This is a genomic window from Microcoleus sp. A006_D1, assembly GCF_036702805.1.
Taxonomy (GTDB): Bacteria; Cyanobacteriota; Cyanobacteriia; order Cyanobacteriales; family Microcoleaceae; genus Microcoleus.
The window spans coordinates 346,966-373,630 of record NZ_JAUBVZ010000007.1 but is presented as its reverse complement, the minus strand read 5'-3'; the positions used below and the strand labels follow the sequence as shown (position 1 = coordinate 373,630).

At 45.9% G+C, this 26,665-nt stretch carries 17 protein-coding genes; 6 read left to right on the top strand and 11 right to left on the bottom strand.

Translation table 11 applies throughout. From position 1 onward, the window contains the following. Window positions 1-94: 94 nt before the first annotated feature. Entirely contained in the window at window positions 95-1,651 is a 1,557-nt protein-coding gene (locus tag QUB68_RS15950; RefSeq protein WP_332994125.1) for a metallophosphoesterase family protein, read from the bottom strand. 468 nt (window positions 1,652-2,119) lie between these two features. Here QUB68_RS15950 and QUB68_RS15945 point away from each other — a divergent pair, with 468 nt between their 5' ends. Further along, window positions 2,120-3,505, top strand: a complete 1,386-nt coding sequence (locus QUB68_RS15945; RefSeq protein ID WP_332994123.1) for a hypothetical protein — start codon at window positions 2,120-2,122, stop codon at window positions 3,503-3,505. A 372-nt stretch (window positions 3,506-3,877) separates the two neighbouring features. On the opposite strand, the gene QUB68_RS15940 is transcribed toward QUB68_RS15945, so the two are convergent. Next, window positions 3,878-4,276, bottom strand: coding sequence for a DUF4342 domain-containing protein (locus QUB68_RS15940; RefSeq protein WP_332994121.1), 399 nt, complete (start codon window positions 4,274-4,276; stop codon window positions 3,878-3,880). A gap of 654 nt (window positions 4,277-4,930) precedes the next feature. Between QUB68_RS15940 and QUB68_RS15935 the strand changes: the two genes are divergently transcribed. Next, window positions 4,931-7,753: an AAA-like domain-containing protein gene (locus QUB68_RS15935; protein ID WP_332994118.1), complete on the top strand. Its 2,823-nt coding sequence runs from the start codon at window positions 4,931-4,933 to the stop codon at window positions 7,751-7,753. A gap of 387 nt (window positions 7,754-8,140) precedes the next feature. Next, entirely contained in the window at window positions 8,141-9,688 is a 1,548-nt protein-coding gene (locus QUB68_RS15930) for a sensor histidine kinase (RefSeq protein ID WP_332994116.1), read from the top strand. A gap of 81 nt (window positions 9,689-9,769) precedes the next feature. Here QUB68_RS15930 and QUB68_RS15925 read toward each other — a convergent pair whose 3' ends face one another. From QUB68_RS15925 to QUB68_RS15910, 4 genes are all read right to left on the bottom strand, one after another. Then, window positions 9,770-10,150, bottom strand: coding sequence for a hypothetical protein (locus QUB68_RS15925; protein WP_332994114.1), 381 nt, complete (start codon window positions 10,148-10,150; stop codon window positions 9,770-9,772). Between the two features lie 98 nt (window positions 10,151-10,248). Beyond that, a complete protein-coding gene (gene secF, locus QUB68_RS15920) occupies window positions 10,249-11,217 on the bottom strand; it encodes a protein translocase subunit SecF (RefSeq protein ID WP_332994111.1) in 969 nt (322 codons plus the stop codon). 212 nt (window positions 11,218-11,429) lie between these two features. Further along, window positions 11,430-12,839, bottom strand: coding sequence for a protein translocase subunit SecD (secD, locus tag QUB68_RS15915; RefSeq protein ID WP_332994109.1), 1,410 nt, complete (start codon window positions 12,837-12,839; stop codon window positions 11,430-11,432). 169 nt (window positions 12,840-13,008) lie between these two features. Continuing rightward, window positions 13,009-13,992 carry an alpha-ketoacid dehydrogenase subunit beta gene (locus QUB68_RS15910; RefSeq protein ID WP_332994107.1) on the bottom strand — a complete coding sequence of 328 codons (984 nt, stop codon included), beginning with the start codon at window positions 13,990-13,992 and terminating at the stop codon, window positions 13,009-13,011. Between the two features lie 192 nt (window positions 13,993-14,184). Between QUB68_RS15910 and QUB68_RS15905 the strand changes: the two genes are divergently transcribed. Further along, complete coding sequence (locus QUB68_RS15905) at window positions 14,185-14,760, top strand: Uma2 family endonuclease (RefSeq protein ID WP_332994104.1); 576 nt, start codon at window positions 14,185-14,187, stop codon at window positions 14,758-14,760. A gap of 277 nt (window positions 14,761-15,037) precedes the next feature. Here QUB68_RS15905 and QUB68_RS15900 read toward each other — a convergent pair whose 3' ends face one another. Together QUB68_RS15900 and QUB68_RS15895 are read right to left on the bottom strand one after the other, a co-directional pair. Further along, on the bottom strand, window positions 15,038-15,310 hold the full coding sequence (locus tag QUB68_RS15900) for a type II toxin-antitoxin system HicB family antitoxin (RefSeq protein ID WP_332994101.1): 273 nt from the start codon (window positions 15,308-15,310) through the stop codon (window positions 15,038-15,040). 174 nt (window positions 15,311-15,484) lie between these two features. Beyond that, window positions 15,485-16,852 carry an NACHT domain-containing protein gene (locus QUB68_RS15895; RefSeq protein WP_332994098.1) on the bottom strand — a complete coding sequence of 456 codons (1,368 nt, stop codon included), beginning with the start codon at window positions 16,850-16,852 and terminating at the stop codon, window positions 15,485-15,487. 325 nt (window positions 16,853-17,177) lie between these two features. Here QUB68_RS15895 and QUB68_RS15890 point away from each other — a divergent pair, with 325 nt between their 5' ends. Beyond that, the gene (locus QUB68_RS15890) at window positions 17,178-18,017 is read left to right on the top strand and encodes an SH3 domain-containing protein (RefSeq protein ID WP_332994096.1); all 840 of its coding nucleotides are present in this window, start codon (window positions 17,178-17,180) and stop codon (window positions 18,015-18,017) included. 219 nt (window positions 18,018-18,236) lie between these two features. Here the strand turns inward: QUB68_RS15890 and QUB68_RS15885 are convergent, their stop codons facing one another. After that, window positions 18,237-18,962, bottom strand: a complete 726-nt coding sequence (locus tag QUB68_RS15885; protein ID WP_332994093.1) for a M15 family metallopeptidase — start codon at window positions 18,960-18,962, stop codon at window positions 18,237-18,239. Between the two features lie 94 nt (window positions 18,963-19,056). Between QUB68_RS15885 and QUB68_RS15880 the strand changes: the two genes are divergently transcribed. Beyond that, window positions 19,057-19,293: a hypothetical protein gene (locus tag QUB68_RS15880; RefSeq protein ID WP_332994090.1), complete on the top strand. Its 237-nt coding sequence runs from the start codon at window positions 19,057-19,059 to the stop codon at window positions 19,291-19,293. A 183-nt stretch (window positions 19,294-19,476) separates the two neighbouring features. On the opposite strand, the gene purB is transcribed toward QUB68_RS15880, so the two are convergent. Then, a complete protein-coding gene (gene purB, locus QUB68_RS15875; protein ID WP_332994087.1) occupies window positions 19,477-20,772 on the bottom strand; it encodes an adenylosuccinate lyase in 1,296 nt (431 codons plus the stop codon). A 182-nt stretch (window positions 20,773-20,954) separates the two neighbouring features. Then, a complete protein-coding gene (locus QUB68_RS15870; RefSeq protein WP_332994085.1) occupies window positions 20,955-26,663 on the bottom strand; it encodes a DEAD/DEAH box helicase in 5,709 nt (1,902 codons plus the stop codon). Between the last annotated feature and the right edge of the window lie 2 nt (window positions 26,664-26,665).

Below are 26,665 nucleotides of genomic sequence, written 5' to 3'. Positions count from 1 at the left end.
AAACTGGCTCGTATCATAGATTCTTAGCTAAACCCGCCCCTACAAGATACTATTGTTTTTTTGCAATGACCTACTTACCAACCCAGAAACGAAGTTAAATCACAAAAGGTTCGATCGCGATCTCCTGCCATTTCCCCTCAAATCGTTCGACAACCAAAGGTCTGACTCGGAACTTCGGGGGAGTCCCGTCTAAAACATCAATCCGCAAACACGAATAAGGACGGCGCTTGTGGGCACCTTGACCGCTGCGGCCGACAAATAGCAAAGATTCTGCTACCTGGCGGCCTGTTTTTTCAGCACCGGTCGATCGCGCCAACCGATAAGCTTCCGGGCTCGACGGTTCGTGCAATATCGGCCCTTCCGGGCGCTGGCGGCGGAGACTGTGGCCGCTTCCCCCGCAGACAATCCAATTAATCCCAGAGTCGCCGTGTCCGGTATCTCCAGTCCGCAGGTATTCCAAACAGTGGGCGTGGCCTGTGAGTACCAAATCTACTAGCGGGCGCCCCCGCGTCTCCTTCCCAACTGCATCGGCCACCGCGTCGAGCACCTCGCGCAACCGCAACCGCACCGCCAAAGTTTGAGCTTGATTCCACTTTGTCGCCTCGGTTACGTAGGGGGGATGGTGCAGGTAAATTACCCGCCCTCGCACCTGTGCATCGCCCCAAGACGCGATCAGTCTTTGTTTGAGCCATTCGAGCTGTTCGACATCCGTGGAGGCCTTTCTGTCGGGCGACAGTTGTTTGTCGATATCCATCAGCATTTCGTCAACTTGCTCTAATTTGGCGCTCAAGTCGTCTAGCTGTTCGGCTTCCTCTGGATTTTCCGGTTTGAGCCGATCGGACATTTCCAGCATTTCCAATTTTTCTTGTTCCAACTTCTGCCTATCAAGTTCCAAATTTTGGCGGCGAATGTCGCCCTGTTTGGTTTTCGGGATCGGCAAGGGTTCGTTGAAAGTATTGGAGTCGAGGGCGAAGAAGTCGATGCCGCCGCTGCGGAACGTGTAATAGCGGTTGGGTAAGCGGGTAAAGCGTCCGGGTTGGTAGCGGAGGCAGCGACCTGTGCTGGTGCTGGCGGTGTAGTGGATGTCTAGGTGGCGATCGAGTTCTCCGGGCAAGTTGTGAGCTTTCAGGTAGTCGAGAAATGCTTTAGCGTAGGCATTTCCGCGATCGGAACCGTGCCAGCCGACATCGAGATCCAATTTGGAACCCAACAGCTTCCGCAGCGGCAAAGCTGTTGCCGACAGAATGCCGTAGAGTACGGGCAAGTCGTAGTAGTCGTGGTTTCCCGGTACTGGCAAAAACGGAAAATTGAACACCATGCGATCGTAAGCAATCCGAGATGGTTGCTCGCCGCCGACGAGAAACTCTCGGTAGGGGCGAATAAAGTTTTGCAAGTAATATTCGCTCGAACCCACCAGATACACTACATCGCCCGTGTGCAGGGCGAAACGGCAATTTTCGCGTTCCGAGATCATTTGTTCGGCAACCTGCCGCTGGGGGTTGTGCCCGCGGTGGTTGCTGGTGCCGCTGTCGCCTGCAACTAAAAACGAAAACTCTGGAGTGTCGGCGGTTGGATCGTCCAAAACCATTCGAGTTTGGTCGATTCCCCGATCGGCGATCGACTGTTCTTGCCACCGCACCCGCTCGTTCATTTTGCGGATTTTGACTATTATCCGCGGATCGGACACGAATTTCACGCCACCTAGTCTCCCAAATTGCTCAGTTCCTAGTTAATAGTGCAGCGATCGACCGCGTTTTTACCTCTCTCTAAAAGCTGAACATCGATCTGGGGAAAGCGTGCGGGGGCTAAAAACTTGGTTTCTGCTTGCCTAGGAGTCGATCGATCCTTGAAACCAGATTTTTTTGAGATTTCGCCAGCTTGCGGTTATTAACTAACCGCTGCAATCTACTGTTATTAATGATACAAATCGCTTTTGTTCCGGGAATCGCCGCCAACTTTAAATTTTTTATTCCCCTCTTCCCCCTCACCCCGTCTCCCCCTCACCCCGTCTCCCCACAACCTGCAATTTTTGAGTCATGAACGATGGCACGATCGCAGCCTGTTTTGATACCATGCAATCAAGCCCAAGACAATCAGGGAATGTACTGGAGGTGCGTAAATGGAGCTTTTCGGAGAACAAAAACGGTGTCTGGATGGTTTGGTGGAGTCGATCGAGCAATTGGGAGGTCGAGTAGAGATTGGCAAGCTGGAGCAGATAGCCGAGTTAATCATTCAAACGATGAGAGGGCCTTGGCGCTACTTTCACACGTCGGAACACATTTTTGAGGTCGGGGGTTCTGTCGATGCGATCGAGGTGCTCGCTGCCCTGTTTCACGACCTCGTATACGTGCAAGTCGATCAGGGCGTGAGTTTCAATATTAGTAGCGCCCTTTGTCCTTTTGTCAAAGAAGTGCGATCGCAGTTAGTGATTAGAGATGAAACCGAACTTCCCAACGATGTCATGTATCACCTCGTGGCCTGTGTCTTTGGGTTTGTTCCCGGTAAAACTCTCTCTCCCTTTGCCGGCCAAAACGAATTCTTGAGTGCTGTGATTGCTGCCAAATCTTTGGAGCCTTTTTTGCCAGCAAGTGCGATCGCCGAAATCGCCGCCTGCATCGAAGCTACTATACCTTTTCGTGCGGTGTCGCCCAGCGGTTTGAGCGCGATCGAACTTTTGCACCAGCGACTGGTAAGTGTCAATCGCGATTTTGATTTCGGATGGACTGATGCCAAAACCGCAGAAATTGTCAAGCGTTCTGTCAGGTTAGCAAATCGGGATGTAGAGAATTTTGCCTCTCCAAATTCCTCTAATTTCTTAGACAATACATGGAACCTGATGCCGGAAACCAACCACGAATTGAGCAATGTCAATTCCTATACTGTTGCCGGATATCGCAAGTCTCTGCAAAAAATGGAAGGATTTTTAAACTTCCTCAAACCCGAACTGGTTTTCCAGCAGTTTTTGCAAGAGCCGGACGATGAAACCTACGCTAACATGATTGCCCAAACTCGCAAAAATATCGCAGTTGCCAAACTTTATCTGGGTATCAAGCTAATTACCATCGCCATTTTAGAAGCTCTTTCCTACCGTTTGGGTCGCGATATTCCGCTTTCAACTATGATGGGAGAATTGCGCGCACCAGGATTCAAAACATCGGTTTTGGAGGATTATTTGCCCAACAGACAAATCGCCTACCCCTTAGAAAGTCAGTTGGAAAAAGAGGTTTTAGATATCCTAGCAATAGGACGCAATCAAGAATCTCCCTATGATATTAAAAACTCACCCGTAGCTACCTTTATTATCAAATCTATCGGCTTTGCTGAAACAGAAAACTTTTTGAAGAAAGCTCAAGATTTTTTTGCCGGTGATATTTCGTCGGAAGAGTTTCTATCTTACTGCGCTCCCGATATCATCGAGACCATCTCCTCCGGGGTGATGAAGCTCTTTGACAGCAGAAAGATGGCTTTAGGGAAAGTTAAGTTAGCTCACCAAACTGTTTCTTAGGATATAGATAGGACGTACGGTTGAAACCGCATCTACACAAATGTAGGCGTTATCCTTCGGGAAGGGTAGTCCGCCTCCGCGGTGTAAAGCAAATAACGCAATTTTAACTGCCCAATCTTCAACCCGCGGAGGTATTCGGCGAGCGAAGCCGAGTCGCGGGTTTTGTTTGTATAGACGCAGTTTCAACCGCCCAGTTTTCTAATTTTTTTACTCCAAAGAATTGGTTTAAAGCCCCAAGCCTTAAAGGCGAGAAATTAAAACAAGACTATTCATTACTCGAATCCTCTTCCTTCCAGGTAGAGGTCGCCCTCATATGTCAACTGTCATATGTCAACTGTCAACTGTCAACTGTCAACTGTCAACTGTCAACTGTCAATCTGTTCTTTCGATGATAATCGTCATGTGAGCGACTAATGCACCGATCGCTCCGATTGCTGCAATGACTGGAAACAAAGCGGCACCGATCACTCCGCCAACTACTCCCACCGTCAGAGGAACTTCTACCAAGATCCGTCCTTCTTCATTTTTGATAATGATGCGGCGGATATTGCTTTCGTGAACCAGTTCTTTAACTTTAGCCACTAAATCGTCGCCATTAATCTTCAACTCCTCGACGCTAACTTTGTCCTGAGTATAAACAGGAGTTTCTAAGGGAGTCGTTTCAAAGTTAACCTCAGTAACTTTTTGGCTCGAAATATTTCCCGATACAGGTATTGATTCGAGTTCTCTAGCCCCGACCGGTTCTTGTTCGCGATCTGTAGGTGTGTCCATTTTTTGTTCTCCTTGGGAGTAAAAGTATTTATGTATAGAATTACCTAGTAAAGATAACACGCAACTTTTTGTAGATAAATCATTCTTTTGGGTGATATTGCTGCTGGTGCTGTCGTGCTTTTCTCTTCATTTTTAACGGCGACAATCCAAAATCCGTCCTCCGCGGGCTCGATTCTGTCTGCTGCAAGAAGCAAGTTCGGCAACGAGCAAGGTACGGGATGCAACGGATGTAGCGGATAGAAGCAATCAGCAACAGGGAATATTTTTCCCCTCTCCCCTTCTCCCCCTCCCCTTGTGCCAATACGCTAACTGTCTGCATATCGCCCTCGTGGCGCGAGGGCAATTCAAAAACCTGCGATCGCCACAGCCACAGGATTCAAGCTAGTTTCACACTCTCAGATACTCAAACTCAACAGGTGTACCGGTTGAAATAGTGACATTGTACTGAAAGTGCGATCGCCTCGCCGTTTATAGGGTTAACACATCTAATTCGGCAAACCGCACATGGAAACCGTCGCTTACTTTACTCAAATGTCCTTTCAATTCAACTCTGTGCGATCGCCCTCCCAAACCCGGCCCCCCGAGGTTCCTCCACTCAACATCTTAGAGTTTCTCATGAGAATTGCCTAAAATTAAGGGGTAGGAGAAGTAATAATGATCGAAATATTATCGCAACAAAATCAACTTCCTCAAATAGAAGTTGAGGTTGAGAAAAAGTCGGGTAAAATAGAATTACTTGCTTCTGCTTCCCCTTTATTGTCCGTGTGCGATTTGACAGCTACAGAATTTGAATATCAAGTTGGCGGCAGTTTGCCCGCGAATGCTCCTACCTACGTCACCAGAGCTGCCGATCGCGAACTTTACGACTCGTTAAAAACAGGCGAGTTTTGCTACGTACTCACCGGGCGACAAATGGGGAAATCGAGTCTGCGGGTGCAAACAGCGCGCCGCTTGCAAGCAGAAAACACCGCCTGCGGGATTGTTGACATCACGGGAATTGGCACTGCCGAAATAACTCCCGTGCAGTGGTATGCCGGCTTTACAGCCACTCTCGCCAACAGCTTAAAAATTAAAATGAATGTCAAGACTTGGTGGCGCGATCGCGAACACTTGCCGCCAGTCGTCAGATTAAATGAATTTATAGAACAAGTATTGCTTCCTGCGAGCGATCGCAATATCGTGATATTTATCGACGAAATTGACAGCATTCTCTCCCTCAACTTCAGCAGCGACGACTTTTTTGCCATGCTGCGCGGCTGCTACAACAAACGCGCCGAAAATCCCGACTACAACCGCCTGACTTTTGCCTTATTTGGAGTCGCAACTCCTCAAGATTTAGTTGGTGACAAAACCCGAACTCCGTTTAATATTGGTCGCGCCATCGAGCTCAAAGGATTCGATCTTGCCGAAGCAGCACCTTTAGCCCGAGGCTGGCCGCAAAAAATAGATAATTCCCAAGAAATTCTCCAAGAAATCTTAGCATGGACGGGAGGACAGCCATTTCTAACCCACAAAATTTGTCAATTAACGTCTCAAAAGTTAGCAGCACAAACCGACAGCAACTGCAATAGTCCAGCTAACAGTCAGTTATTCATTGCCGAATTAGTGCAGTCGAGCGCCTTGGAAAACTGGGAATTTCAAGACGAACCGGAACACCTCAAAACAATTCGCGATCGCCTTTTGAGAAATCCCCAGCACACCAGCCGCTTGTTAGGAATTTACCAACAAATTTTAGCCGCCGGTGCGACTCTCCCCAACGCCACAGAAAAACCAGCAGGAGAATTAATTCCTCAAGCTGCTTTAGCTGAAGACAGTGCCGAAAAAAGGGAACTGTTACTATCTGGTTTAATTGTCAAAGATCGAGGAAAACTGAGAGTCTTTAACCAGATTTACGCCTCGGTTTTCAACCGAGAATGGATACAGCAAGAATTAGCAAAGCGCAGACCTTACTCTGAGTCCCTCGACGCTTGGTTCGCATCCAACCATACCGACAGTTCTCGCTTGCTGCAAGGCAGATCTCTGGTAGAAGCGTTAACCTGGGCGGCAGACAAAAGTTTAAGCGATCGCGATTATCAATTCCTGTCAGCTAGCCAAGAACTAGAAAATCTCGAATTTCAGAGAGCTTTGGAATTAGAAAAAGCAGCCTCAAAAATATTGGCAGAGGCAAATTTAGTATTGACTAAAGCTCAGCAAAAAGCCAAGCTGACAGTCCAATTGAGTTTGTTCGGACTCGCTGCCATTTCCGCAATTTCTGCCAGCATCGTAGTGCAGGCGGAGCGAGTTGCTGCTCGCGCCCAAAATCAAAAAAAACAAGCGATAATTACCCAAATTGAAGCTCTCAACTCCACCGCCGATATTTCCCTAAGCTACGACGAGCTAGGAGCTTTAATCGCAGCAGTCAGCGCGGCAAAAAAAATGCGAGACATCCAAGTTTCCCCAACGCTCAAAGCACAGACAGTAAATATACTGCATCGAACGCTAAATGCAGTCCGAGAACGCAATCGTTTGGTTAACGGACACACAGCTAATTTTAGCCCCGACGGCAAGTTAATTGTAACTGCTGGTGACGATTTTATTGTTAATTTTTTTCAGCCCAACGGCAAATTATTTTTGAGTTTGCCGGGACACACCCAGTCAGTTACTGAGGTTGTTTTCAGTCCAGACAGTCAGTTAATTGCTTCTACAAGTTTTGACAAAACAGTCAGAATTTGGCACCGCGATGGAACTTTACAGCACATTTTGAAAGGTCATCGAGATTTAGTTTGGAGCGCGAGTTTTAGCCATAATTCCGAATTAATTGCTACAGCCAGTTCTGATAAAAGTATTAAGATTTGGAGTGCAGGCGGCGTTTTGCTGCACACTTTAACAGGACATACTAGACCAGTTACATCAGTTAGGTTCAGTCCTGACGGCAATATGTTGGCTTCCACCAGTCAGGATCGAACTGTCAAACTTTGGAAACGCAGCGGGAAAACACAGTTTCGACTTGAGAAAACTCTTTTGGGACACGGAGATGAAGTCTGGGGCTGCAATTTCTCGCCCGACGGTAAGATGATTGCTTCGGCGAGTCACGATTGGAAGGTGAAACTTTGGAACACTGACGGCAAGTTGCTCAAAACTCTCGACGATTCTACAGCAGGTTTGGGTAGTGTCAGTTGGAGCGCAGACAGCAAGATGCTCGCAGGGGGCAGCACTGACGGTAAGGTGAGACTTTGGCGGCCCGACGGCACTTTGCTGCACACTTTTAAGGGGCATCAAGCGGATGTGTGGAGCGTGAGTTTTAGTGCCGATCGCACAACTTTAGCATCTGCCGGCAAAGATGCGTGGGTGAGGCTTTGGAATCTTGAGGCTGCTAGGGTAGAACCCGCTGAACTTGACAAATTGGTCGCAGCCGGCTGTCGCTGGCTGGGAGACTACCTGCAATACAATCCGCGTGTTGAGAGCGATCGGCATTTGTGCGAAAAAACTGATAATTGACATTTTTTGGCAATTCCCCAACATCGGTTTTGCCTGACTTGTCACAGGGTCGCTAGTCTTGTCTGGATTGTCCTATAATTCTAGGTAAGGGGTAATAGCAAATGTAGTGGTATAGTTCGCGGATGTCTATCAATCCGATCCCAATTAATGTAAAGAAATGTTAAAATCAGAGATCGCTGCTAGATTCGGATTAGTAGAATCTGGGATAGATAAAATTTAGTAAATAGTCAGGTTTTACAGGGGTGTCTGCTGTTAAATCGATCTCACCTGCGTATCGTTTCCGGTGACAACAGCACGATTCAAGATCAAAAAATCATGTTGAATTAACTGGATTCGAGCGAGCAGAGCGGAGTTGATTGCCAAGCTCTAAACTGAGTCGAAAATGCAATGCAAATATTACGCAACACTCCAGCACCCAACCGCAACGGCCAATTACCAAAGGAGGGAGCAGTGTATGAAACTGACGGGTTGAGTCCCTTGAAATCGCCGCTTGGTTTGCGATCGACTCTACAGGAATTAACCCTGTACGACTTTCTCCTAGAGTCAGACTGTCTGGGTGGCGAAGTTGCTAAAATTTTTCAAGCTAATCCTTTACTTCCCGGCATCATCATTACTGAGAAAGGAAAGTTTACAGGGATGATTTCGCGGCGGCGTTATTTTGAACACATGAGCCGTCCCTACAGCTTGGAGTTATTTTCTCAACAGCCTTTGTTGGTACTCTACCGCTTTACTAAAACTGATATCTTGGTTCTCGATCGCAAAACCTCGATTATGACAGCAGTGCGGCAGTCTTTAGAGCGATCGCCCGAACTAATCCACGAACCAATTGTAGTGCAGGTAGAGCCGGACAGTTACAAACTTTTAGACGTGCACCAACTGCTACTTTCTCAGTTGCAGATTCACGAATTAGCAACCGTGGCGATGCGGGAATCGCAAGCACAGTTGAGGCATCAAGCCCAACAGCTCGAACTTGCCCTGCTGGAACTTCAGCGCACTCAAACCCAACTAATTCAAACAGAGAAAATGTCTTCTTTGGGGCAGTTAGTAGCAGGAGTAGCTCACGAAATCAATAATCCGATCGGCTTTATCTACAGCAATTTGCACCACGCTAAAGAGTATACTGAAAGTTTAATGCGGATGCTTTACCTGTACCAGCAACACTGTCCCGAATCCATCGCAGAAATTGCAGCGGAATCAGAAAAAATCGAACTCGATTATTTGCTGGAAGACTTGCCAAAAGTGTTCAATTCCATGCAGCAAGGTGCAGAAAGGGTGCGCGACATTGTTTTGTCGCTGCGGAATTTTTGCAGGTTAGACGAAGCCCAAATGAAGCAAGTCAACATTCACGACGGAATCAACAACACGATTATGCTTTTGCAAAGCCAGCTTAAAGGGAAACCGGGACAGGAGGCGATCGAAATTCACAAAGAATACGGCGACTTACCGCTGGTTCAGTGCTATCCCGGACAGCTAAATCAGGTATTTATGAATATTTTAGTTAATGCAATTTACGCTATTATTGAGTGGAACAAACACGAAAATGTTGATGAAAAAAGTCAGAAAAATTCGCAATTAGGCGAGGAAGAGCATTCCCGTGCAAACATTCAATCCTCAATTTCTAACTCTACCCGCCTGATTTCTACGATTCGGATTCGCACGGAGTTAATCGAGGGAAAAAAGGTAATAATTAGGATTTTTGACAACGGCCCGGGGATGACAGAAGATGTTCGGAAGCGGTTGTTTGACCCTTTCTTTACTACTAAGCCTGTCGGCCAAGGAACTGGTTTGGGACTGTCGATTAGCTATGAAGTTGTTGTCAACCAACATGGCGGCGAATTGAAGTGCTTTTCGGAACCGGGCAAAGGAACAGAATTTGCGATCGAGATTCCACTTGAACAGTTTTCCCCAGCACAGATTTTACCTCGCTTTGCCTGACTGCTGTTAGGGAGCGGGGACAGCACTCATGATTAATGACAACTGACAACTGACAACTGACAACTGACTACTGACAACTGACTACTGCGAACCCTTGCAAACCCACTTCCACAAAAAATGACTCGGCCCCTGTTGGCGAATGCGGCGAACTTGTTGTTCCAAACGCTGTTTTTCCGGCTGTGGCAATCCTAGCACCCGATTGCGACTTTGCCAAGTTAGCACTGCTAAAGTCATCGCCAAGCACAAAGTCAAACCAAGAGTCGGCCAGCGGTGAAAATACAAACCGTAGCGCACCGCCGCCCAAGTGAAGTTTTCCAACCACAAACCGATTTCGCGACGCAAACTCCAAATGCTTAAAAAACCGACGCTAATCCACAGCAATATCACAGTTAACCAGCGGCCGTAAACTGTTAGTTTGTGAAGCCTTTGGACTTCAATTTGAAAATTTTGGTCATTAGTCATTAGTCATTAGTCAGTTGTCAGTTGTCAGTTGTCAGTTGTTAGTTGTTCGTTGTCAGCAGTCAGCAGCTTGATAACTCATGACTGATGACCAATGACAATTAAACTTCCTCTGACGGATTGATGGCTTCTACAGGGATGGCGATGGAGTTGCCCGTGCGACTGCGCCACCAAGCTAGCAGCGTGCTGGCAATAAAAATACTCGAATACGCACCGGCAATAAAGCCGATAATCAATGCTAAAGCAAAGTATTTGAGGGTTTCGCCGCCAAATAAAAAGATTGAAAACAGTGTTAGCAACGTGGTAAAAGTCGTGTTGATCGACCTTCCCAGCGTCTGCATCACGGCATCATCGACAATTTGATCGATCGACTGTCCGGGATTCAGCTTAATTACTTCCCGCACGCGATCGTAAATTACCACTGTATCGTTAACAGAAAAACCGATAATTGTCAAGAGCGCGACCACAAATAAACTGTCAACTTCCACTCCTATAACCAAACCCAAAATTGAGAAAATGCCCAGCGTAATTAAGACATCGTGAAACAGAGCAACAAAAGCAAAAAAGGCGTAATCTAACTGAAATCGGAACGTTAGATAAAGAGTAATGCCAGCAAAAGAAAGCAACAAAGCCAGCAAACCCGAAGTAAACAACTGTTTGCCGAGGGTAGGCCCAACCGTATCAATTTGAATAGATTGAGGAGCAAAAGCGCCTATTTTCTCGCTCAAAGCTGCTTGCAACTTAGTGCGCTGTTCGACATCCAGAGTTTTTGTGCGCAGCGACAAACCGCGCTGTTCTTTCCCGATAACTTGAATGCTGCTACCAGCCAAACCTTGGGAGTCTAGAATTTGGCGGACACTGACAATATCGATGGGTTTACAATTTTCGGGTTTCGTGCAGTCGAGTTCAAATTGCAGCCGAGTGCCGCCGATAAAGTCCAAACTGGGGCGCAGCGGTGCGCGGATGTCGGGACGAGTCCAAGAAATCGCCATCGATACTATACCTGCAAGGATGATAGCGGCGGAAATACTCCACCAGATCGATCGCTGTTTGATAACACTGAATTGCATAAAATTTGAAGTCAGAAGGAAGAGGGAAGTTCGGCAACGGATTGTGTAACGGATGTAACGGATGTAACGGATAAGAAGAAGGAAGTTAACTAACCGTAGGGTGCGTCAGGGGGAAAATTTGTAGCCTGTCGTCAAAACATTCTGACAGTAAACGCACCCTACAATAACTGACTACTGTCAACTGCCAACTGCCAACTGCCAACTGCCAACTGTCAACTATTAACAGTTTTCGACAAACCGGGACAAAACCACTGAGGTTTCCGCAATCCGGGAAAGCCCAAGACTACCAAAAGTAGAGTGCGGCTGCAAGTAAGAGCAGTAAACATACTCACTGCCACGCCCAATGCTAGGGTTACAGCAAACCCTTTGACTAAACCAGCCCCCAACCAGAACAACGCAGCACAAGCAATCAGCGTTGTGACGTTGCCGTCTAAAATGCTGGAAAAAGCGCGGTAAAAACCAGATTCGACCGATCGATAAAGCGTCTTTCCCGATCGCAACTCTTCCCGCGTGCGCTCAAAAATCAGCACATTAGCATCCACAGCCATACCGATGCTGAGCACAAAACCAGCAATTCCCGGCAGCGTTAAAGTTACTCCCAACAGCACGAAGGCTGCCCAAGTTAACAAAGCATAAATTAACAGAGCAATATTGGCAATTACGCCGGGGAGTCGATAGTAACCAACCATGAAAATCAAGACTAAAACTAAGCCGCCGATACCTGCGTTAATACTGCTTTGAATGCTATCTCGTCCTAAGCTTGCACCGACAGTGCGGTTTTCAATAATTTCGACTGGTAGAGGTAAAGCACCACCACGTAATTGCACCGCCAAGTCATTAGCTTTCTGTGCTGTAAAGTTGCCCGAAATTTCGACATTACCGCCTGTGATACCACTTTGCTTGTACTGATCGCTAACAGTCGCAGCGCTGATCAGTTCGTCATCTACAAAAATGCCTAGAGTGAGGTTTGTACCAGCAATGCTTTTGGTCAGTTCGGCAAACTTTTCGGCCCCCTCGGTATCGAAGCGTAGCGCTACAGCATAGGTGTTACCTAATGAATTGGATGCGGCGAAAGCATCTTTGAGGTTTTTGCCGGTGATCTCGGTACGTTCGTAAAGGTTGGCGGTGAGTTGTTTAATTTCCTGATTCTTTTTGTCGATCGCACTTTGGTTGTCGGCAAGAGCCTTAGCATCTCCTTTTGCCTGCAACTCCTGCTGCTTTCCCAACAGTCCGAGAAGTTCCTCTTTCCTGACCTTCAAAAAAGCTCCTTCTTGCGGTGTCTCGCGCCGAAAATCTAGCTGTGCTGTACCGCCCAGCACCCGTTCCGCTTGTTGCGGATCGCTGACTCCTGGTAACTGAACCAGAATTTGATCGTTGCCTACCGTTTGTACAACTGATTCGGAGACTCCCAAACCATTAACTCGGTTTTCGATAATTCGCCTTACTGCTTCTAGATCCCGCTCTTCAATTTTCGGGATATCTTTGGTAGTTTTTATCTGAATTGTGAGTTGCGACCCTCCTTGTAAGTCTAATCCCAGCCGCGTGGGGATTGTTACTATTACAGTAATAGCGGCGATGATTAAAACAAAAATTAGGGCTAATATTGAACGTTGTTTTTGCATACTTAATTATTGGTTATTGGTTATTGGTTATTGGTTATTGGTTATTGGTTATTGGTTATTTGTTATTGGTTATTTGTTATTGGTTATTGGTTCGTCCCGATCTTTTTTTCGGTTTTCAAATAACAAATAAAAAATAACAAACAACAAATTACCAATAACCAATAACTATTTATACTCGCAAAGCTACCATTTTTTGGACTGCTTCGACTATTTGATTGGGCTGGACAATTGTCAGTCTTTCTAAATTGCCGTTGTAAGGTGTGGGAATATCTTGTGAAGACAGTCGCAAAACTGGTGCGTCGAGTTCGTCAAAATATCGATCGCAGATTGAGGCAATTAGTTCGGCACCGATGCCTCCTGTTTTCATGCACTCCTCTACAATAATTACTTTGTGGGTTTTGCGAATGGATTCGCCGATCGTCTCCATGTCCAGGGGTTTGAGAGAAATTAGGTCGATTACTTCGGGATCGTAACCTTCTTTGACCAGTGCGGGCACAGCTTGCAGGACGTGGTGCCGCATCCTGGAATATGTCAAGATGGTGACATCTTTGCCCGATCGCACAATTTCGGCTTTGTCTAACGGCACTAAATATTCTGTTTCTGGCAAGTTTTCTTTGAGGTTGTACAGAAGGACGTGCTCGAAAAACAGCACCGGGTTATCATCGCGGATGGCTGATTTTAAGAGTCCTTTGGCGTTGTAGGGAGTCGAACAGGCGACTATTTTCAAACCCGGTACTGCTTGGAAATATGCTTCTAACCGCTGAGAGTGTTCAGCGCCGAGTTGCCGGCCCACACCGCCGGGGCCGCGAATTACCATCGGCATTTTGAAGTTGCCGCCGGAGGTGTAGCGCAGCATTCCGGCGTTGTTGGAAATTTGGTTGAAGGCGAGGAGCAAAAAGCCCATGTTCATGCCTTCGATGATCGGGCGCAATCCGGTCATTGCTGCGCCGACTGCCATGCCTGTAAAGCTATTTTCGGCGATCGGGGTATCGAGCACTCGGAGCTCGCCATATTTCTCGTAGAGGTCTTTGGTTACTTTATAGGAACCACCGTATTGACCTACGTCTTCGCCGAGTACGAATACGGCTGAGTCGCGGGCCATTTCTTCGTCTAACGCCTCGCGGAGCGCGTTGAACAGTAGGGTTTCTGCCATAGGAGGTGAAGCAATGATTGCAGGATGGTTAGATTAGAATCTTAACCTTTTGGGGTGCGGATAAGGATGCGATCGCACATTTGGCAGTTAAGACAGGAGATTTTGCCAACACATATCATAACATTTCTCTTATGTCAATCAATATTTAAGTTAAAATAATCCTAACTTGCCTGCCCACAGCAGAGGAATATTATGCTCCAGACAAAAACTGAACTAACTCTGGAAGAGTTTCTCGCTCTCCCCGAAGGAGAAGGCGATATTACTTACGAATTTATTGACAATCGAGCAGTACCGAAGATGTCACCCAAAAAAAATCATTCTCGCCTCACCAGAAGCTTAATAAAAATCCTCGAACAGTGGGGTGAGGAACAAGGAGAAATTGGTGTAGAATGGGCGGTAAAATTGACCAGAATGGGGCGAGATTGGGTTCCAGTCCCAGACCTTTTATATGTTTCTTACCAACGCTTATCTCCTGACTGGAATCAAGATGAAGCCTGTCCTGTAATCCCAGAATTAGTCATAGAAATTATTTCACCTGAACAAACTTTTGGTCACTTAGCAGCTCAAACGAGAAATTATTTAGATGCTAAGGTGTTGCGGGTTTGGGTAGTAGATAGCAAGGCTAGAAGTATTACAGTTTTTTATCCCGATGCAGCACCGCAGACTTATATGGGAGATACACTGTTAAAAGATCCACTTTTTGATGGATTAGAATTTAGTGCGGAACAGCTATTTCAGATGGCAAAAATACCACCAAAGTTCTCTTAGAACCCCGATTTATTCAACAATTCGGGGATCGGGATATTCTATTTTTTGAGATCGGTAGATGAAGGCGAATTAAAAGCTATTCCATTGTTCTAGAGTAATTTGCCTTTCTGTAATCTCCTCTACCTCCCGAATCATCATCCGTAACTGAGGGACAGAATACTCATCATTAGAGGGAATCGTTAAGCGATACTCTTGATAAATCATAAACTGGTGCTTACTTCCAGAAAAAGGGCCATCAAAGCCTAGCTGTCGCAATTTCTGGATTAACTCTCGACGCTTACAAGGTGTCCAACGGCTCAAGGCTAGGCTCCTGATTTAAATCAATATTGTCAATGACTGGCAAATGGTGTCGCAATTTTAACCCGAGCAAAATCCAGTCTTCCAAAGTCGATCGTAACTCATTTTGACACTCCTTTAAAGTTGAACTAAAGGCGATGACTCCCTTACAAACAGTAATTTTACCGACAAAGCTATTATCTTCAAGTTTGTCATAACTCGCCTCGTCCATTGCTTTGTCAACGTATTCGCTCAGAATGAATTTTACAGTCATTGAGTTTCCTTTCGCTTGGCGAATATTTGGCTATTGGGTATTTAGGTTTCCTCCACAGTTACATTTATTATATTTTTTTTTTGCTCAAATAGCTGTCCTCGATAATTTTCCAATTTATACCTAAAATTTTATCATTTAATACCATAAATAGTAAATTTTGTCAAGCTCCTCAATTTAGATTTCTGAAAAATGTTTTTGCAACAAATCGTGGATAAATCGATAGCGCCGATCGCCCGTTTGTTGCAGCAACAGTCGATCGCCCGCAGCATCCAGAAAACGCTTGTAATCCCAAGGAATATAGCCGCTAGACCACAGCACGAGGTGCAACATAAAACTATCAATCGCCGGAATTGGCGGCAGCAAAGCACTAATTACCGCAGCCGCAGCACCCGCAATCAACCCCCAAATCGACCCGGAGACTAGGGTGAAAATTAATCCCAAAATCACCCAAATCAGCCCGCCAACCAGCTTAACCCCAAACTGATAGTTCCGCTGCTGCTCGCCTGTTTGCAACCAGCTCGACGGGATGCGATCGAGGTAAAATTCTTGAATTCCTTGTTGTTCCATCCTGATCGCCAACCATCCCAGCCATTTGCGAATTTGTTCGGGCCGCAGTTCCTTATTTCTGGGATACTGCTTGACTTGCCCAGTCATTTGATGGCGAATGTAGGCAGTTAAAAGATATTTGCGCTGTTCTTCTGCGGAAGTTATGCGCTTCCAAGATTCGATCAAAATATCATCGTAAGCCAGAGCCATCATGCTCAACAACAAGGGAGATTTTGCCAATTTCAGCAACTCCGGCTCTTTCTCAATGCTGTACCAAAGTTCGCGGCTTCTGGCTTCGAGCAGATAGTTTTGAATTTGAGTTTCTGTCAAAGGTTTCAGCAAAACTGCTGCTTGCAATTTAAATCTAGTTTGACAGTTTTTATAGACTTCAAAACTGCTGCAAGCTACTAAATGTTTGGGTTTAAATTCGCTGTCAACAAACTGATTGATTGCTTGAATGCAGATATCTTGGCGGTGGCTTTCCACTTCGTCCAAACCGTCTAGTAGAGGCAGTAATTTTTGTTCTGCAAGCCATTTTTTGCCCACAGCGGCAGGAATGCCGTATTTGTACTGAAGTTGAGCAATTAACCAATCTGCGATCGCCCCGGATTCTGCTTTCCACGATCCGAGTTCAAACAGCACCGGTACTGGCAAACTAGCGTCTTGTTCGGCGCGGGAAACTAACACCAGAGCCAATTCTAGCAGCGTCGTGGTTTTGCCGGAACCCGTGGCTCCCAAAATGACCAATTTGCCGTTGGTGCGATCGAACACTTGAGAAATGCTAGCTTTGGGAGGAAGCCGAAAACTCGGGCGGTTTCCGGCTTTCACTTCCACATCCCAACAGCGGCTAACACCGAGAGGCTGGGAGTCTTGGCTGAGGTTAGCCAGCACAGCAGCGTGCAAAGACTGCGATCGCCCTGCTTGGACTTCTCGCTTTACCTCCGAAAGCAGTCGATCGCGAGGCGGTTGTAATCTCAAAGGAATGAATCTTGACATTTTAGCTAAAACTGCACCTCGCGCTGGGCGCTTATCTTGCCAGATTTGCGCGCAACTGGCTCACAGCAACAGTACCATCACTACAGGTGTCAAGTATAGATGGAGTGAAATGATTGTGACAATCATTCAGGTTAAATTTTAGGAACTAATGCGGAAACCTCAGCCCGGATTAAGTATTTTCACTATATATGGAATGGCGAGCGCGCCAATTTTCCCCGGAAAATCCAGATAAATCTGCCCTAACCAAGTATTTTCCCTATAAAAATTCTAGCCTCGCGCCAACTCCAAAACAAAAATTATCAGTATAAATACAGAGGGGTTTTTTATGTCATTTACTTCTACTCAAATTATCATCACAGGCTTAGCAGGGCTAGCAACAGCCGTAGGAGTGGCTACTGCAACTATACAGTCGGGTGCAATGAAACAATCCAATCCCCCCCTTGCAGAATCCCCAACCACCGTCATAAACCCGATCGCACTCGTTGAGGCGAACAACCCCGAACCTGGGCAACCAGAACCTCTGCAAGTACAAACCCAGGCCCCAGAATCTGCCACATCTCAATCTCAACCACCCAACAGCGTCGCACTTCAACCCTCGCTAATCGCCGGAGTCTCTCCGCAAAAAGTTGGCCCAGTAGTTGTCACACCGCCAAATTCTGGTTGCAAAATCAGTATGGCTGTAGTCAGCGATCCGAGTCCACCGCTGAATGTGCGATCGCGCCCGCAAGTAACCGACAGCAAAATAGTAGGAAAACTCCCAAATAATCGCTTTGTTTCAGTCGCCGAAGAACAAAACGGTTGGCTGCGAATTACCGAACCGCCCGGTTGGATTGCCAAAAATCGCACTGAAAGCAGTTGTTCTAACGTCAACCAGCAGATTAATTTTCGGCCCGGGGGAGACGAAGCAATTGTTAAAGGTCGAATCATCGGCGGCGGCAGCCACTCTTACAGGATTCGCGCCACAAAAGGTCAAACCATGACTGTTAAGAATCGGAAAGATGTTTTCCCACTCATTCTGACTCCTAGTGGCAAAGTTTTAGGAAATTCTCATCAAGGAAATGAAACAGAGTGGACTGGCAAAATACCAGTTACTGGAAATTACAGATTTGAACTAGACTCAAATTTCCGGGGATACGAATACGAATTTTATGTGCGAGTCCGATAAAGTTAAACTTTTATTGGATGGAGGGGTGGCCAGAAACCGGGTTTTTGCGAAGTATTTTCGCAGTAAACGACAGATTAGGGAAAAAACCCGGTTTCTTTAGTCTTGATGCGTAAGTCATATTCACGGGTGGCCAGAAACCGGGTTTTTTGCGAAGTATTTTCGTAGCAAACCACAGATTCGCGAAAAAACCCGGTTTCTTTAGTCTTGATGTGTAGCTAATTAAGGGATTTCAGAAAGCGAAACATCTAAAATCGCAAACTTCTGCCAATCTTCCGAATCAAAATGCCACCATTCTGTGCTTATCCCAATAAATCCCTGTTTTTTCATCGCATCTTCCAACACTTGACGATTTTTCCGAGATTGCGCGCTGCCACCGTTGTAATCTCTGTGAGCTTTTTTGGTAAAATCGTCAAAGGGCGTTGGCATTTCTAATTCTTTGCCAGTGCGATCGACTAAAGTTAAATCCACAGCCGCACCGCGATTGTGCCGCGAACCCCTAGCAGGATTAGCAACATAGTTCGGATCTGGCAAAAATTCCCACATTTGCTTAGTCACAGAAAAAGGCCTGTAGCAATCGTAAACTTTCAAACCCAAGCCGATTTTTTCCAAATCTGTTTGAACTAGCGCTAATTTTTGAGCAACAGAAGCTCTTAAAGCGCATTTTGCTACTGTGTAAAGTTTTCGTTTCAAGAAATTGTTAGCTGTGGCGTAGCGAATATCGAGGCGAATGTTGCGATTTACGGTGCGGATGTCAACAAGTCGCGCCCAACTGGGAAGTTGACTCATGAAAATGCTTTCAGGTGCGATCGGGCTTGGTTCTGGTTGGGTAATTTCCACTCTTGGCGGTTCTTGGGCGCGGACAAATATTGGTTGGTGCAGACCGATCGCACATAGCAATACTAGCATAAAGGCGATCGGATATTTTCCAAAACGATTAAATTTCATAGCTGTTTTGATGGCGAATATTAGAGAAGAGATTGAGGTGATTTTTCTGTGGTATAATCAATATTATGTAGTAACAGTGACAGCAGGATAAACTATGAAAACTGCAATTTCACTTCCCGATTTAGTTTTTGAAGAAGCCGAGACATTGGCCAGTCAGTTAGGGTTATCGCGCAGTGAGCTTTATACAAAAGCATTGCAAGCATATCTACGACGATACAATCGCGATCGAATTTTGAGCAAACTCAATCAAGTCTATTCTGAAGAGTCCTCTGAACTAGATCCTGTTTTGGCAAAGATGCAATTTATGTCCTTACCCCATGAGGATTGGTAATACCAAGTCCGGGTTCGTTACCCCCTTTATCAATCGGCGATTGAAATCGCTTCTACACATACAAAGTCCGCCTCCGCGGACTGAAGAATAAAGGGGATATCAAAGCCGAATTTGGTATAATTGATCCCAAAGAAGTTTGGTGGAAAAACTTGCCCGATTCAAATTAGGAAATTAAAAGTATTTTCAAATTCCCAAGCGCTGATACACTAAATCTAAGTGCCTCAATTGATACTGCGGATCGAAACAATCATCAATTTCTTTGCTAGTCATCTTAGCTGTTACCCGATCGTCCTTAGCAATCAAATTGTAGAAATTGCCTTCAGATTTGTTCCAAGCTTCGTGAGCACAAGATTGCACAATTTTATAGGCATCTTCGCGACTCGTGCCTTTTTCGACTAAGGCTAGCATCACCCGTTGGCTGAAGATGACTCCGCCGTAAAGGTTCATGTTTCGTTTCATGTTTTCGGGATAGACTAGCAGGTGTTTTACTAAGTCTGTGGTTTCTACTAACATGAAGTGGGTAACAGTAGAACTGTCTGGCAAAATCATCCGTTCTACGGAACTGTGAGAGATGTCTCGTTCGTGCCAAAGTGCAACATTTTCTAAGGCTGCAACGGCGTTGGCGCGGACAATTCTCGCCATTCCTGTGAGTCTTTCGGAGCGAATTGGGTTGCGTTTGTGGGGCATGGCGGATGAGCCTTTTTGCCCTTTGGAAAAGAACTCTTCGACTTCGAGCACGTCGGTGCGTTGGAGGTTGCGAATTTCTACTGCGAAACGCTCGATCGATGCGGCTAAGAGTGCTAAGGTTTGGACGTATTCGGCGTGTCGATCGCGCGAAATGACTTGAGTGGATGCACAATCGGGTTCGAGTCCGAGGTTTTGACAGGCGATCGCTTCAATGCGCGGGTCAATATTAGCATAGGTTCCGACTGCACCGGAGATTTTGCCGACTGCGATCGACGATCGCAAATTGACTAATCTCGCGCGGCTGCGAAAGACTTCAGCCAGCCATCCTGCTAGTTTAAAGCCAAAGGTGATGGGTTCGGCGTGAATTCCGTGCGATCGGCCAACCATCACAGTATTGCGATGTTGTTGAGCCTGATAGCGAATAGCTTGACTCAATTCTTCGACACGTTGTAACAAAATATCGACGCTAGCGACTAACTGTAGCGCCAAAGCGGTATCGAGCACATCGGAACTGGTTAAGCCGAGGTGGATGTAGCGTCCGGCATCGCCTACATATTCGTTGACATTTGTCAAGAAAGCGATCATGTCATGGCGGACTTCGGCTTCTATTTCGAGGACTCGTTTGGGGTCAAAATTAGCCTTAGCTTTGATTTCTTCGACTGCGGCGGCGGGGATGTAGCCGAGTTCGGCTTGAGCTTCGCAGACAGCAATTTCTACTTGTAGCCAGGTTTTTAGCTTGGCGGTTTCAGTCCAGATGTTGCCCATTTCGGGCAAAGTGTAGCGCTCTATCACGGTTGGGAATTAGGGAATGCGATCTCACTATTGTACCGCTATGTGGCACTGGGGATAGGTCTGGTTGGTAAGGGCGATCGGGTAAAAATGGGGGAAATGGCGATCGGCTACAGTAATTTCAACATATACAGTGCCTGCCTAAGTCTTCCACCATCTAATCTGGTAATGTTTGAAACCTCCATCTAATCATCTAGCGATTGATAGCACCAACTTGGACGGCGCAGGAGATTGAATGTATCTAGGTATCGAACTTGAGCGGACGGCTCTAGTGTAGCAATCGCTTCATTCAATAAACCTTGAGGGCTATCTTTGTTCCACAAAGGATGAACAATAATCACCCTTTTATCGCCCACGACAAAACCCGGTAAAGTGCCGAACTGTTCCCCAGAACAACTAAACGAAGCACAAAATGTATCGCGCAGTTTAGTTGCTGTCTGTACCCAATTTTCTAAGTCTGGAGTAGAAAAATCCCCATCTAATCCGCATTGAAAATCACTGCTAGCCAATCCCCTCAGCAAGGAAAGCCCCAAACGCCAATCCAGCAAACCGTGATAGTTCATATTGCGATACTGCTGCAAGCAATCGTAACAAGAAGAGTCGCATTTGTCGCGATGCTCAGGAGACATAATTGCCTCAGCAAAGCTATTTTGAGAATTCAGAATTTTGTCTGTAAGGATGTCTTCCCAGTGTTCGGCTAGCCAGTAAGTGAATCCAGAACCATTGGCCAGCCGATCGCTAATTACAATTTCCCCTACTTTTTTATCCTCTAATTCAACCTGTCGCAAACCGCTGATGTCTAATTCTTCTGGATCGATATCTAACTCCTGTGCCGCTACAGCACGAACCATGAAAGCGGCTGAGTAGAAAGCAGCTTTGACAGCAGAACCCGGTGCAATAGGATCGAGGCACAATCCATTCGGTACAGCAACGGGTTTAATTCGCAGTACGCCAGTGGTTTTTGGGGCAATTATGGCGATCGCCTCTAATTCGCCCTGCTTTTGGAACTTCCACTTATCATTTTTATTATGGAATCTCTCATCAATCCACTGATCGGGTAAGAGTTTGTCACCGCGTCCAAATGTGGCATTTCCGATTGCTCCTCTGAATAGCTGTCCTCGATTGTCATTGACGCGGAAAACGCGGCCCGACGCAGAAAAATCTATCTGAGTATTCGTGTTATTTACTAATTTAACACCTGGAAGCTGCGACTCGGCGACGCTACCTGCACCTGTAATTAACACATCGTATTCCTCTTTCGCGTCAGATCCAGGATTGATGCTGGTACGGAAAGCTAAAGGGACAGCCCACTGAAAAACTCGAAATCCCTGTTCGTCAGTTGCCTCGCATTTCGGACAGACTGTATTTTCAAACTTTGTATTAGAGGTGGCCGTATGTTGGCAGCGCTGACACCTCAACATCCATTTGCGATCGCTCAGAGGTTTGCCAGCAGCAACTAACCCGTGTTTACCGCCTGAAATTAACGGCGCTGTAAATCCGATCGCGGTATAAATTCGCTTGTCTTTAGTTTTTTCGGAACCGGGGGCAAATTCCGCGACGGCTAAATCTAAATCTCGATTGATAGTAGGAACTTTCTGTTCTCTAGACGGATCGTGATGGTACAAATCGCGCACTCTTGAAGGCATCCCGTACATCGGCAGAATCCCGCCCTCAGCTAGGCGTTCTGCTAATCCATCTCCAATCAATTCTAAGTTATTGGCGCACTCATTAATTTTATCAAACAACTGCTGACGTGCATAGATTTCTAATTGATCGCGATCGATACCTGCAACGCCGACTAGCAGAGAATTTATGACCTGGGTTACTTCAGAAGAAATTTTCAACCAATTACAAATTTGATCGCGGCGTTGTTCAGTGTTCCGCCAATTTTCAACTGTGCCAAATTCACCGTGACTGTCAGGCGGTTTTTCAACTTCCCAGCAGTTGACACCAGCAGCAATAAATGCTCGTCTCAAACATTCTTTGGTTAGGAGGCGCTGGACTATCTCAATTTGTGACATAGCAAGAAAAGGAACCGGCGGCGGATCGCCCGTAATTTTTTCAGGATGCCGGTAATAAAACTCATCGTGCGATCGACCGCGACAGAGAGTCAGTACAATAGCGAAAGCCTGACCGCGACGACCCCCGCGACCCGCACGCTGCTGATAATTAAAGCGCATGGGAGGCATATTTGCCATCACAACAGCCATTAAACTGCCAATATCAATGCCCACCTCCATTGTGGTTGTGACGCTCAGAATATCGATAGTATCTACCTCTGGGATAAAATCTCTTTTTTGTTTGTCAAAATTCACGATGATGTTGCGGAAATGCCGCTGTCTTTCGGCCTGATCGTCGGTTTGTCCGGTCAACTCTTCGCAGTGCAACCGCAACGGTTGACGCTTATTTACAGCTTGGGTGGCGAAATAATTGCGATCGTACAAATCCTCACAAATTTTATTAGGTTCAGCCGATAAAGGTGCCAAGCAATTAGTACAAATACCTCCAGCGCGGTGCAGGTGATGGCGCTGACAAGACTCGCACTGCCACACGGGGTCATCGGACACAGCAACTCGTACAGATAAATGCCGGGGATCAAGTATTAAGTAGTGGTGTTGACCCTGCGTGCAAATAGCTGACCATAATGCTGGTTTCAATTCCCGTTCTGAAATTCCGCAAGCTTTTGCACACTCTTTAATATAATTCCGCAAGTTTGAGCGCGCATCACCCCAGTCTTTCCAGTCATTTAGCGGATACTCTTGAGGTTGTCTTGGATATCTGTACAATTCACCTAAAATTCGCAATACGCCATCGCCAATGCTCTCAAATACTGAGCTTGAAACTCCGCATTGAATGGCTAGCTGTTCTAATTTATTTGGGGGTAAATTAAGGCGAATATAACCCAATCCCGATGCTTCAATCCCAAAATATATGCGACTAAAAAGTGTGTCACATATCTCGGATTTTACTTTCTCTCGAAGTTCGTTGTCTCGGCTTGTTTTTGCGCCAGTAGACAAATTAGATTTCCATCCTGCGGTATCAGAGGAAAAATCAAAAAATTTTGTCCAATGATTATCTTCCTTACTGTCGTATTCAAATTCCTGGTAATGGAGATCATTACCAGCAGGATTAACCCCCAACACTTTCAATCGCTGTATGAGCAAACCAGGAGGTTCATTGTCACGATCTTCATTGTCAGGAGCTTCATTGTCGGGTTCAAACATTATGCTGAGAGGAACTGTGCGGGTATTAACTATTTTCTGAATTTCGTTGAGGATCTTCTGAGCCTTATCTTGCCGATTTTGATACATTTCCAAATCTTCTGAATCCAGACCTTCTGGCCAAGGTTTGTTAACATTTTTAATAGCTTTTTGTAACTCTTCAACAACTTTTGGGTTACGTTGAGCAAATAACTGGGCTTCAGGACGAGTAGGCTGACCGTATTGTTGAATATCTTCTAATAGGTGCGATTTGCCTATAGCGAGTAGCCCAAGTTCATCAAAAAGTGCTTCTCGTACCAGGTCGTCGTAGTGCGATCGCTCAATGCCATTTGATATAGAAGCGGCATCCTCGCGACTGTCAGAAAATACAACTAATTTGCGGGATTCTGCATCTTCCGGTAACTGATAAAACAGTTCTTTGGAAAGTAATTGACTCACTTTAGAAAAACCTGTGCGGAACCCTCGAATTGAAGACTTGCGAAACTTTCGTTTGCTATAGTCTGCACCGCAGCAAGCACAAACTGAAGGCAAAGCTTTAACTTTTTCCTCATTTTCTGGTGGCAGGTTCGGTCGATAAAAAATATAACCTTTTACTATCAAGTCATCAGATGAATTAGGAGCGTCCAAACTAACTATACCGCTGCGAGTATCTAGCCATGCTTTGCTCCAGTGACCTGACTCTGCTTTTTTAGACTGTCCCCAACGCTCTGAATCTTCATGGATTTCTCTAGAAGGCCAAAATATAGCAAATTCTTTGTAAGTCCTCTGCTCAATAAATCGTCCAGCTCTTCTGTCAGGAATTCCCTCAATATCTGGTTCCGTAGGCAAAAGTTCCCATCCGTCATTATTCTGTCTTGTCAGCCTATTTCCCCCAAAAAACACTGTTCTGCACTGTTCGCAATAAAGCAGTTCTAAAACTCGGTACTCGTCATAAAGTATGGGAGGATTTTCGACAAATAGTTTGCCAACTGGTCGATTTTTACTAATTTCATTTTCTTCGCATCCGTGATTCGGTTTAGTGCAAGCCCAAAGCCCCTCAATATTCCTAAAAAACCAGTGCATCCGGAAAGATGGCAAAGATTCTTGGTCTGATAAACCGCGAGTGGCTAGAAGTCCTGTTACTGCGAATCTGAGGTTTTCATCGGATAAGTCATCGCCGAAAATATTTTTAGCAAAATTCGCGATCGATACGGCACGAATTTTGCCATCAATGTTACAAGCATCGACCATTCTAGCCCCAACCTGCGCGGTTTCAGATTCCACAATTTGGCGGCAAGCATTGTATACAGCCGTTGACTGCAACGTTTCTGCATTGTTAATTTCTGGTGCTGCTGCCAAAGCGATAAACGGTTCGCTATCCAGAAACTCTTGACCTTCAATTGGTGGAATTTGTTCTAAATGACCCGGTATAATTTGCTCAGAATTCCATTCGGCACCAAAGAATTGATTCAGAAATTCTAAGCTTTTTGGATCGTCTGGTTCCAAAGATGCACTAGAGGCAAGAATCCGCAATTTTGGATGACCTGGATGCAGCCCTAAACGTTGCAGCAACAGCCGCAACAAATAAGCCACTTCTGTCCCCGAAGTGCCGCGATACAAGTGCAATTCGTCAACAATTAAATGAAAGACGCTACCATCTTTGTTTAACCATTCCTTTGTTTTTTCAAAAATATCTCGCTCGATATCGCGCATCAGCATGATACTGAGCATAGAATAGTTGGTGATTAAGATATCTGGCGGGGAATCTTTCATATCCCAGCGGCAGCGCATTTCTGATCCATCTAAACGCGGGAAAAAGAACCTCACATCTTCATCGCCAGTGCGATCGGCGTGTTCGCTAGCGCGATCGGCTGATAACTGCATCTGCTGCATTGCTTCCAGGAGTTCTTCTATTTTTTTGCCATTAGGTTTACGATTTTCTTTGTATTCATGCCCCGGTACGGGAGTAACGCCGTTGTATCTCCCAAAATAGACTCGGTTGCCTTTTCTATTACTTTGAAACCAATCTCTAGCTAAATCGGAATCGAGGGCGCGGCGAAGTCTAGTTAGCTGGTCTTCAACTAAGGCATTCATGGGATATAAAATTAGGGCTCGAACGGCAGCATCCCGCTTTTCATGACTTCTTTGAGGAACGCGATAAGACCTTTTAAAACTGCGATTTTTTGTTACTCGTGGGTTACATTCGTCTTGCCAATCCTGATTTTTCCACCAGTCATTGAGATGAGGAAAATCAGGATTTGGAGCATTCCAGGTTCTGGATTCTTTGGCAAGGTAAGCAAACAGGGGCAACAAGAAAGATTCGGTTTTACCTGAGCCAGTACCAGCCGTTACTACAGCATTTTGACCTTCTAATGCCTGTCGCAGCATTTGGATTTGGTGGCTGTACAGTTCGTAATTGCCTACAAGTCCGCAGGAGGCAAGTTGTTTAAAGTCTTGAAGGGCAGTTTCATCCAATCCCGGTACATTTGAAATATCTAAATCATGGATGGTTTTACCTGATTTTTGATAGCTGGGCATCGGTTCAATCCAGGGTTCTTGATGGAATGCACCGGGTTGGCGCAGCAGTCTTTCGCGTTCTTGTTCTATTTCGGGGAATTGAGTTCCGAAAGCGGTTTTTATGTACAGTAAAAAGTTGTCACGAATTGTGTTAAAGGCGTTAATTGGGTCGTGCATAA

What these genes read in the sequence shown, in the direction of transcription:
- QUB68_RS15950 (WP_332994125.1), bottom strand. Translation starts at nt 1,651, where the DNA reads ATGAACGAGCGGGTGCGGTGGCAAGAACAGTCGATCGCCGATCGGGGA.
- QUB68_RS15945 (WP_332994123.1), top strand. Translation starts at nt 2,120, where the DNA reads ATGGAGCTTTTCGGAGAACAAAAACGGTGTCTGGATGGTTTGGTGGAG.
- QUB68_RS15940 (WP_332994121.1), bottom strand. Translation starts at nt 4,276, where the DNA reads ATGGACACACCTACAGATCGCGAACAAGAACCGGTCGGGGCTAGAGAA.
- QUB68_RS15935 (WP_332994118.1), top strand. Translation starts at nt 4,931, where the DNA reads ATGATCGAAATATTATCGCAACAAAATCAACTTCCTCAAATAGAAGTT.
- QUB68_RS15930 (WP_332994116.1), top strand. Translation starts at nt 8,141, where the DNA reads ATGCAAATATTACGCAACACTCCAGCACCCAACCGCAACGGCCAATTA.
- QUB68_RS15925 (WP_332994114.1), bottom strand. Translation starts at nt 10,150, where the DNA reads ATGACTAATGACCAAAATTTTCAAATTGAAGTCCAAAGGCTTCACAAA.
- secF (WP_332994111.1), bottom strand. Translation starts at nt 11,217, where the DNA reads ATGCAATTCAGTGTTATCAAACAGCGATCGATCTGGTGGAGTATTTCC.
- secD (WP_332994109.1), bottom strand. Translation starts at nt 12,839, where the DNA reads ATGCAAAAACAACGTTCAATATTAGCCCTAATTTTTGTTTTAATCATC.
- QUB68_RS15910 (WP_332994107.1), bottom strand. Translation starts at nt 13,992, where the DNA reads ATGGCAGAAACCCTACTGTTCAACGCGCTCCGCGAGGCGTTAGACGAA.
- QUB68_RS15905 (WP_332994104.1), top strand. Translation starts at nt 14,185, where the DNA reads ATGCTCCAGACAAAAACTGAACTAACTCTGGAAGAGTTTCTCGCTCTC.
- QUB68_RS15900 (WP_332994101.1), bottom strand. Translation starts at nt 15,310, where the DNA reads ATGACTGTAAAATTCATTCTGAGCGAATACGTTGACAAAGCAATGGAC.
- QUB68_RS15895 (WP_332994098.1), bottom strand. Translation starts at nt 16,852, where the DNA reads ATGTCAAGATTCATTCCTTTGAGATTACAACCGCCTCGCGATCGACTG.
- QUB68_RS15890 (WP_332994096.1), top strand. Translation starts at nt 17,178, where the DNA reads ATGTCATTTACTTCTACTCAAATTATCATCACAGGCTTAGCAGGGCTA.
- QUB68_RS15885 (WP_332994093.1), bottom strand. Translation starts at nt 18,962, where the DNA reads ATGAAATTTAATCGTTTTGGAAAATATCCGATCGCCTTTATGCTAGTA.
- QUB68_RS15880 (WP_332994090.1), top strand. Translation starts at nt 19,057, where the DNA reads ATGAAAACTGCAATTTCACTTCCCGATTTAGTTTTTGAAGAAGCCGAG.
- QUB68_RS15870 (WP_332994085.1), bottom strand. Translation starts at nt 26,663, where the DNA reads ATGCACGACCCAATTAACGCCTTTAACACAATTCGTGACAACTTTTTA.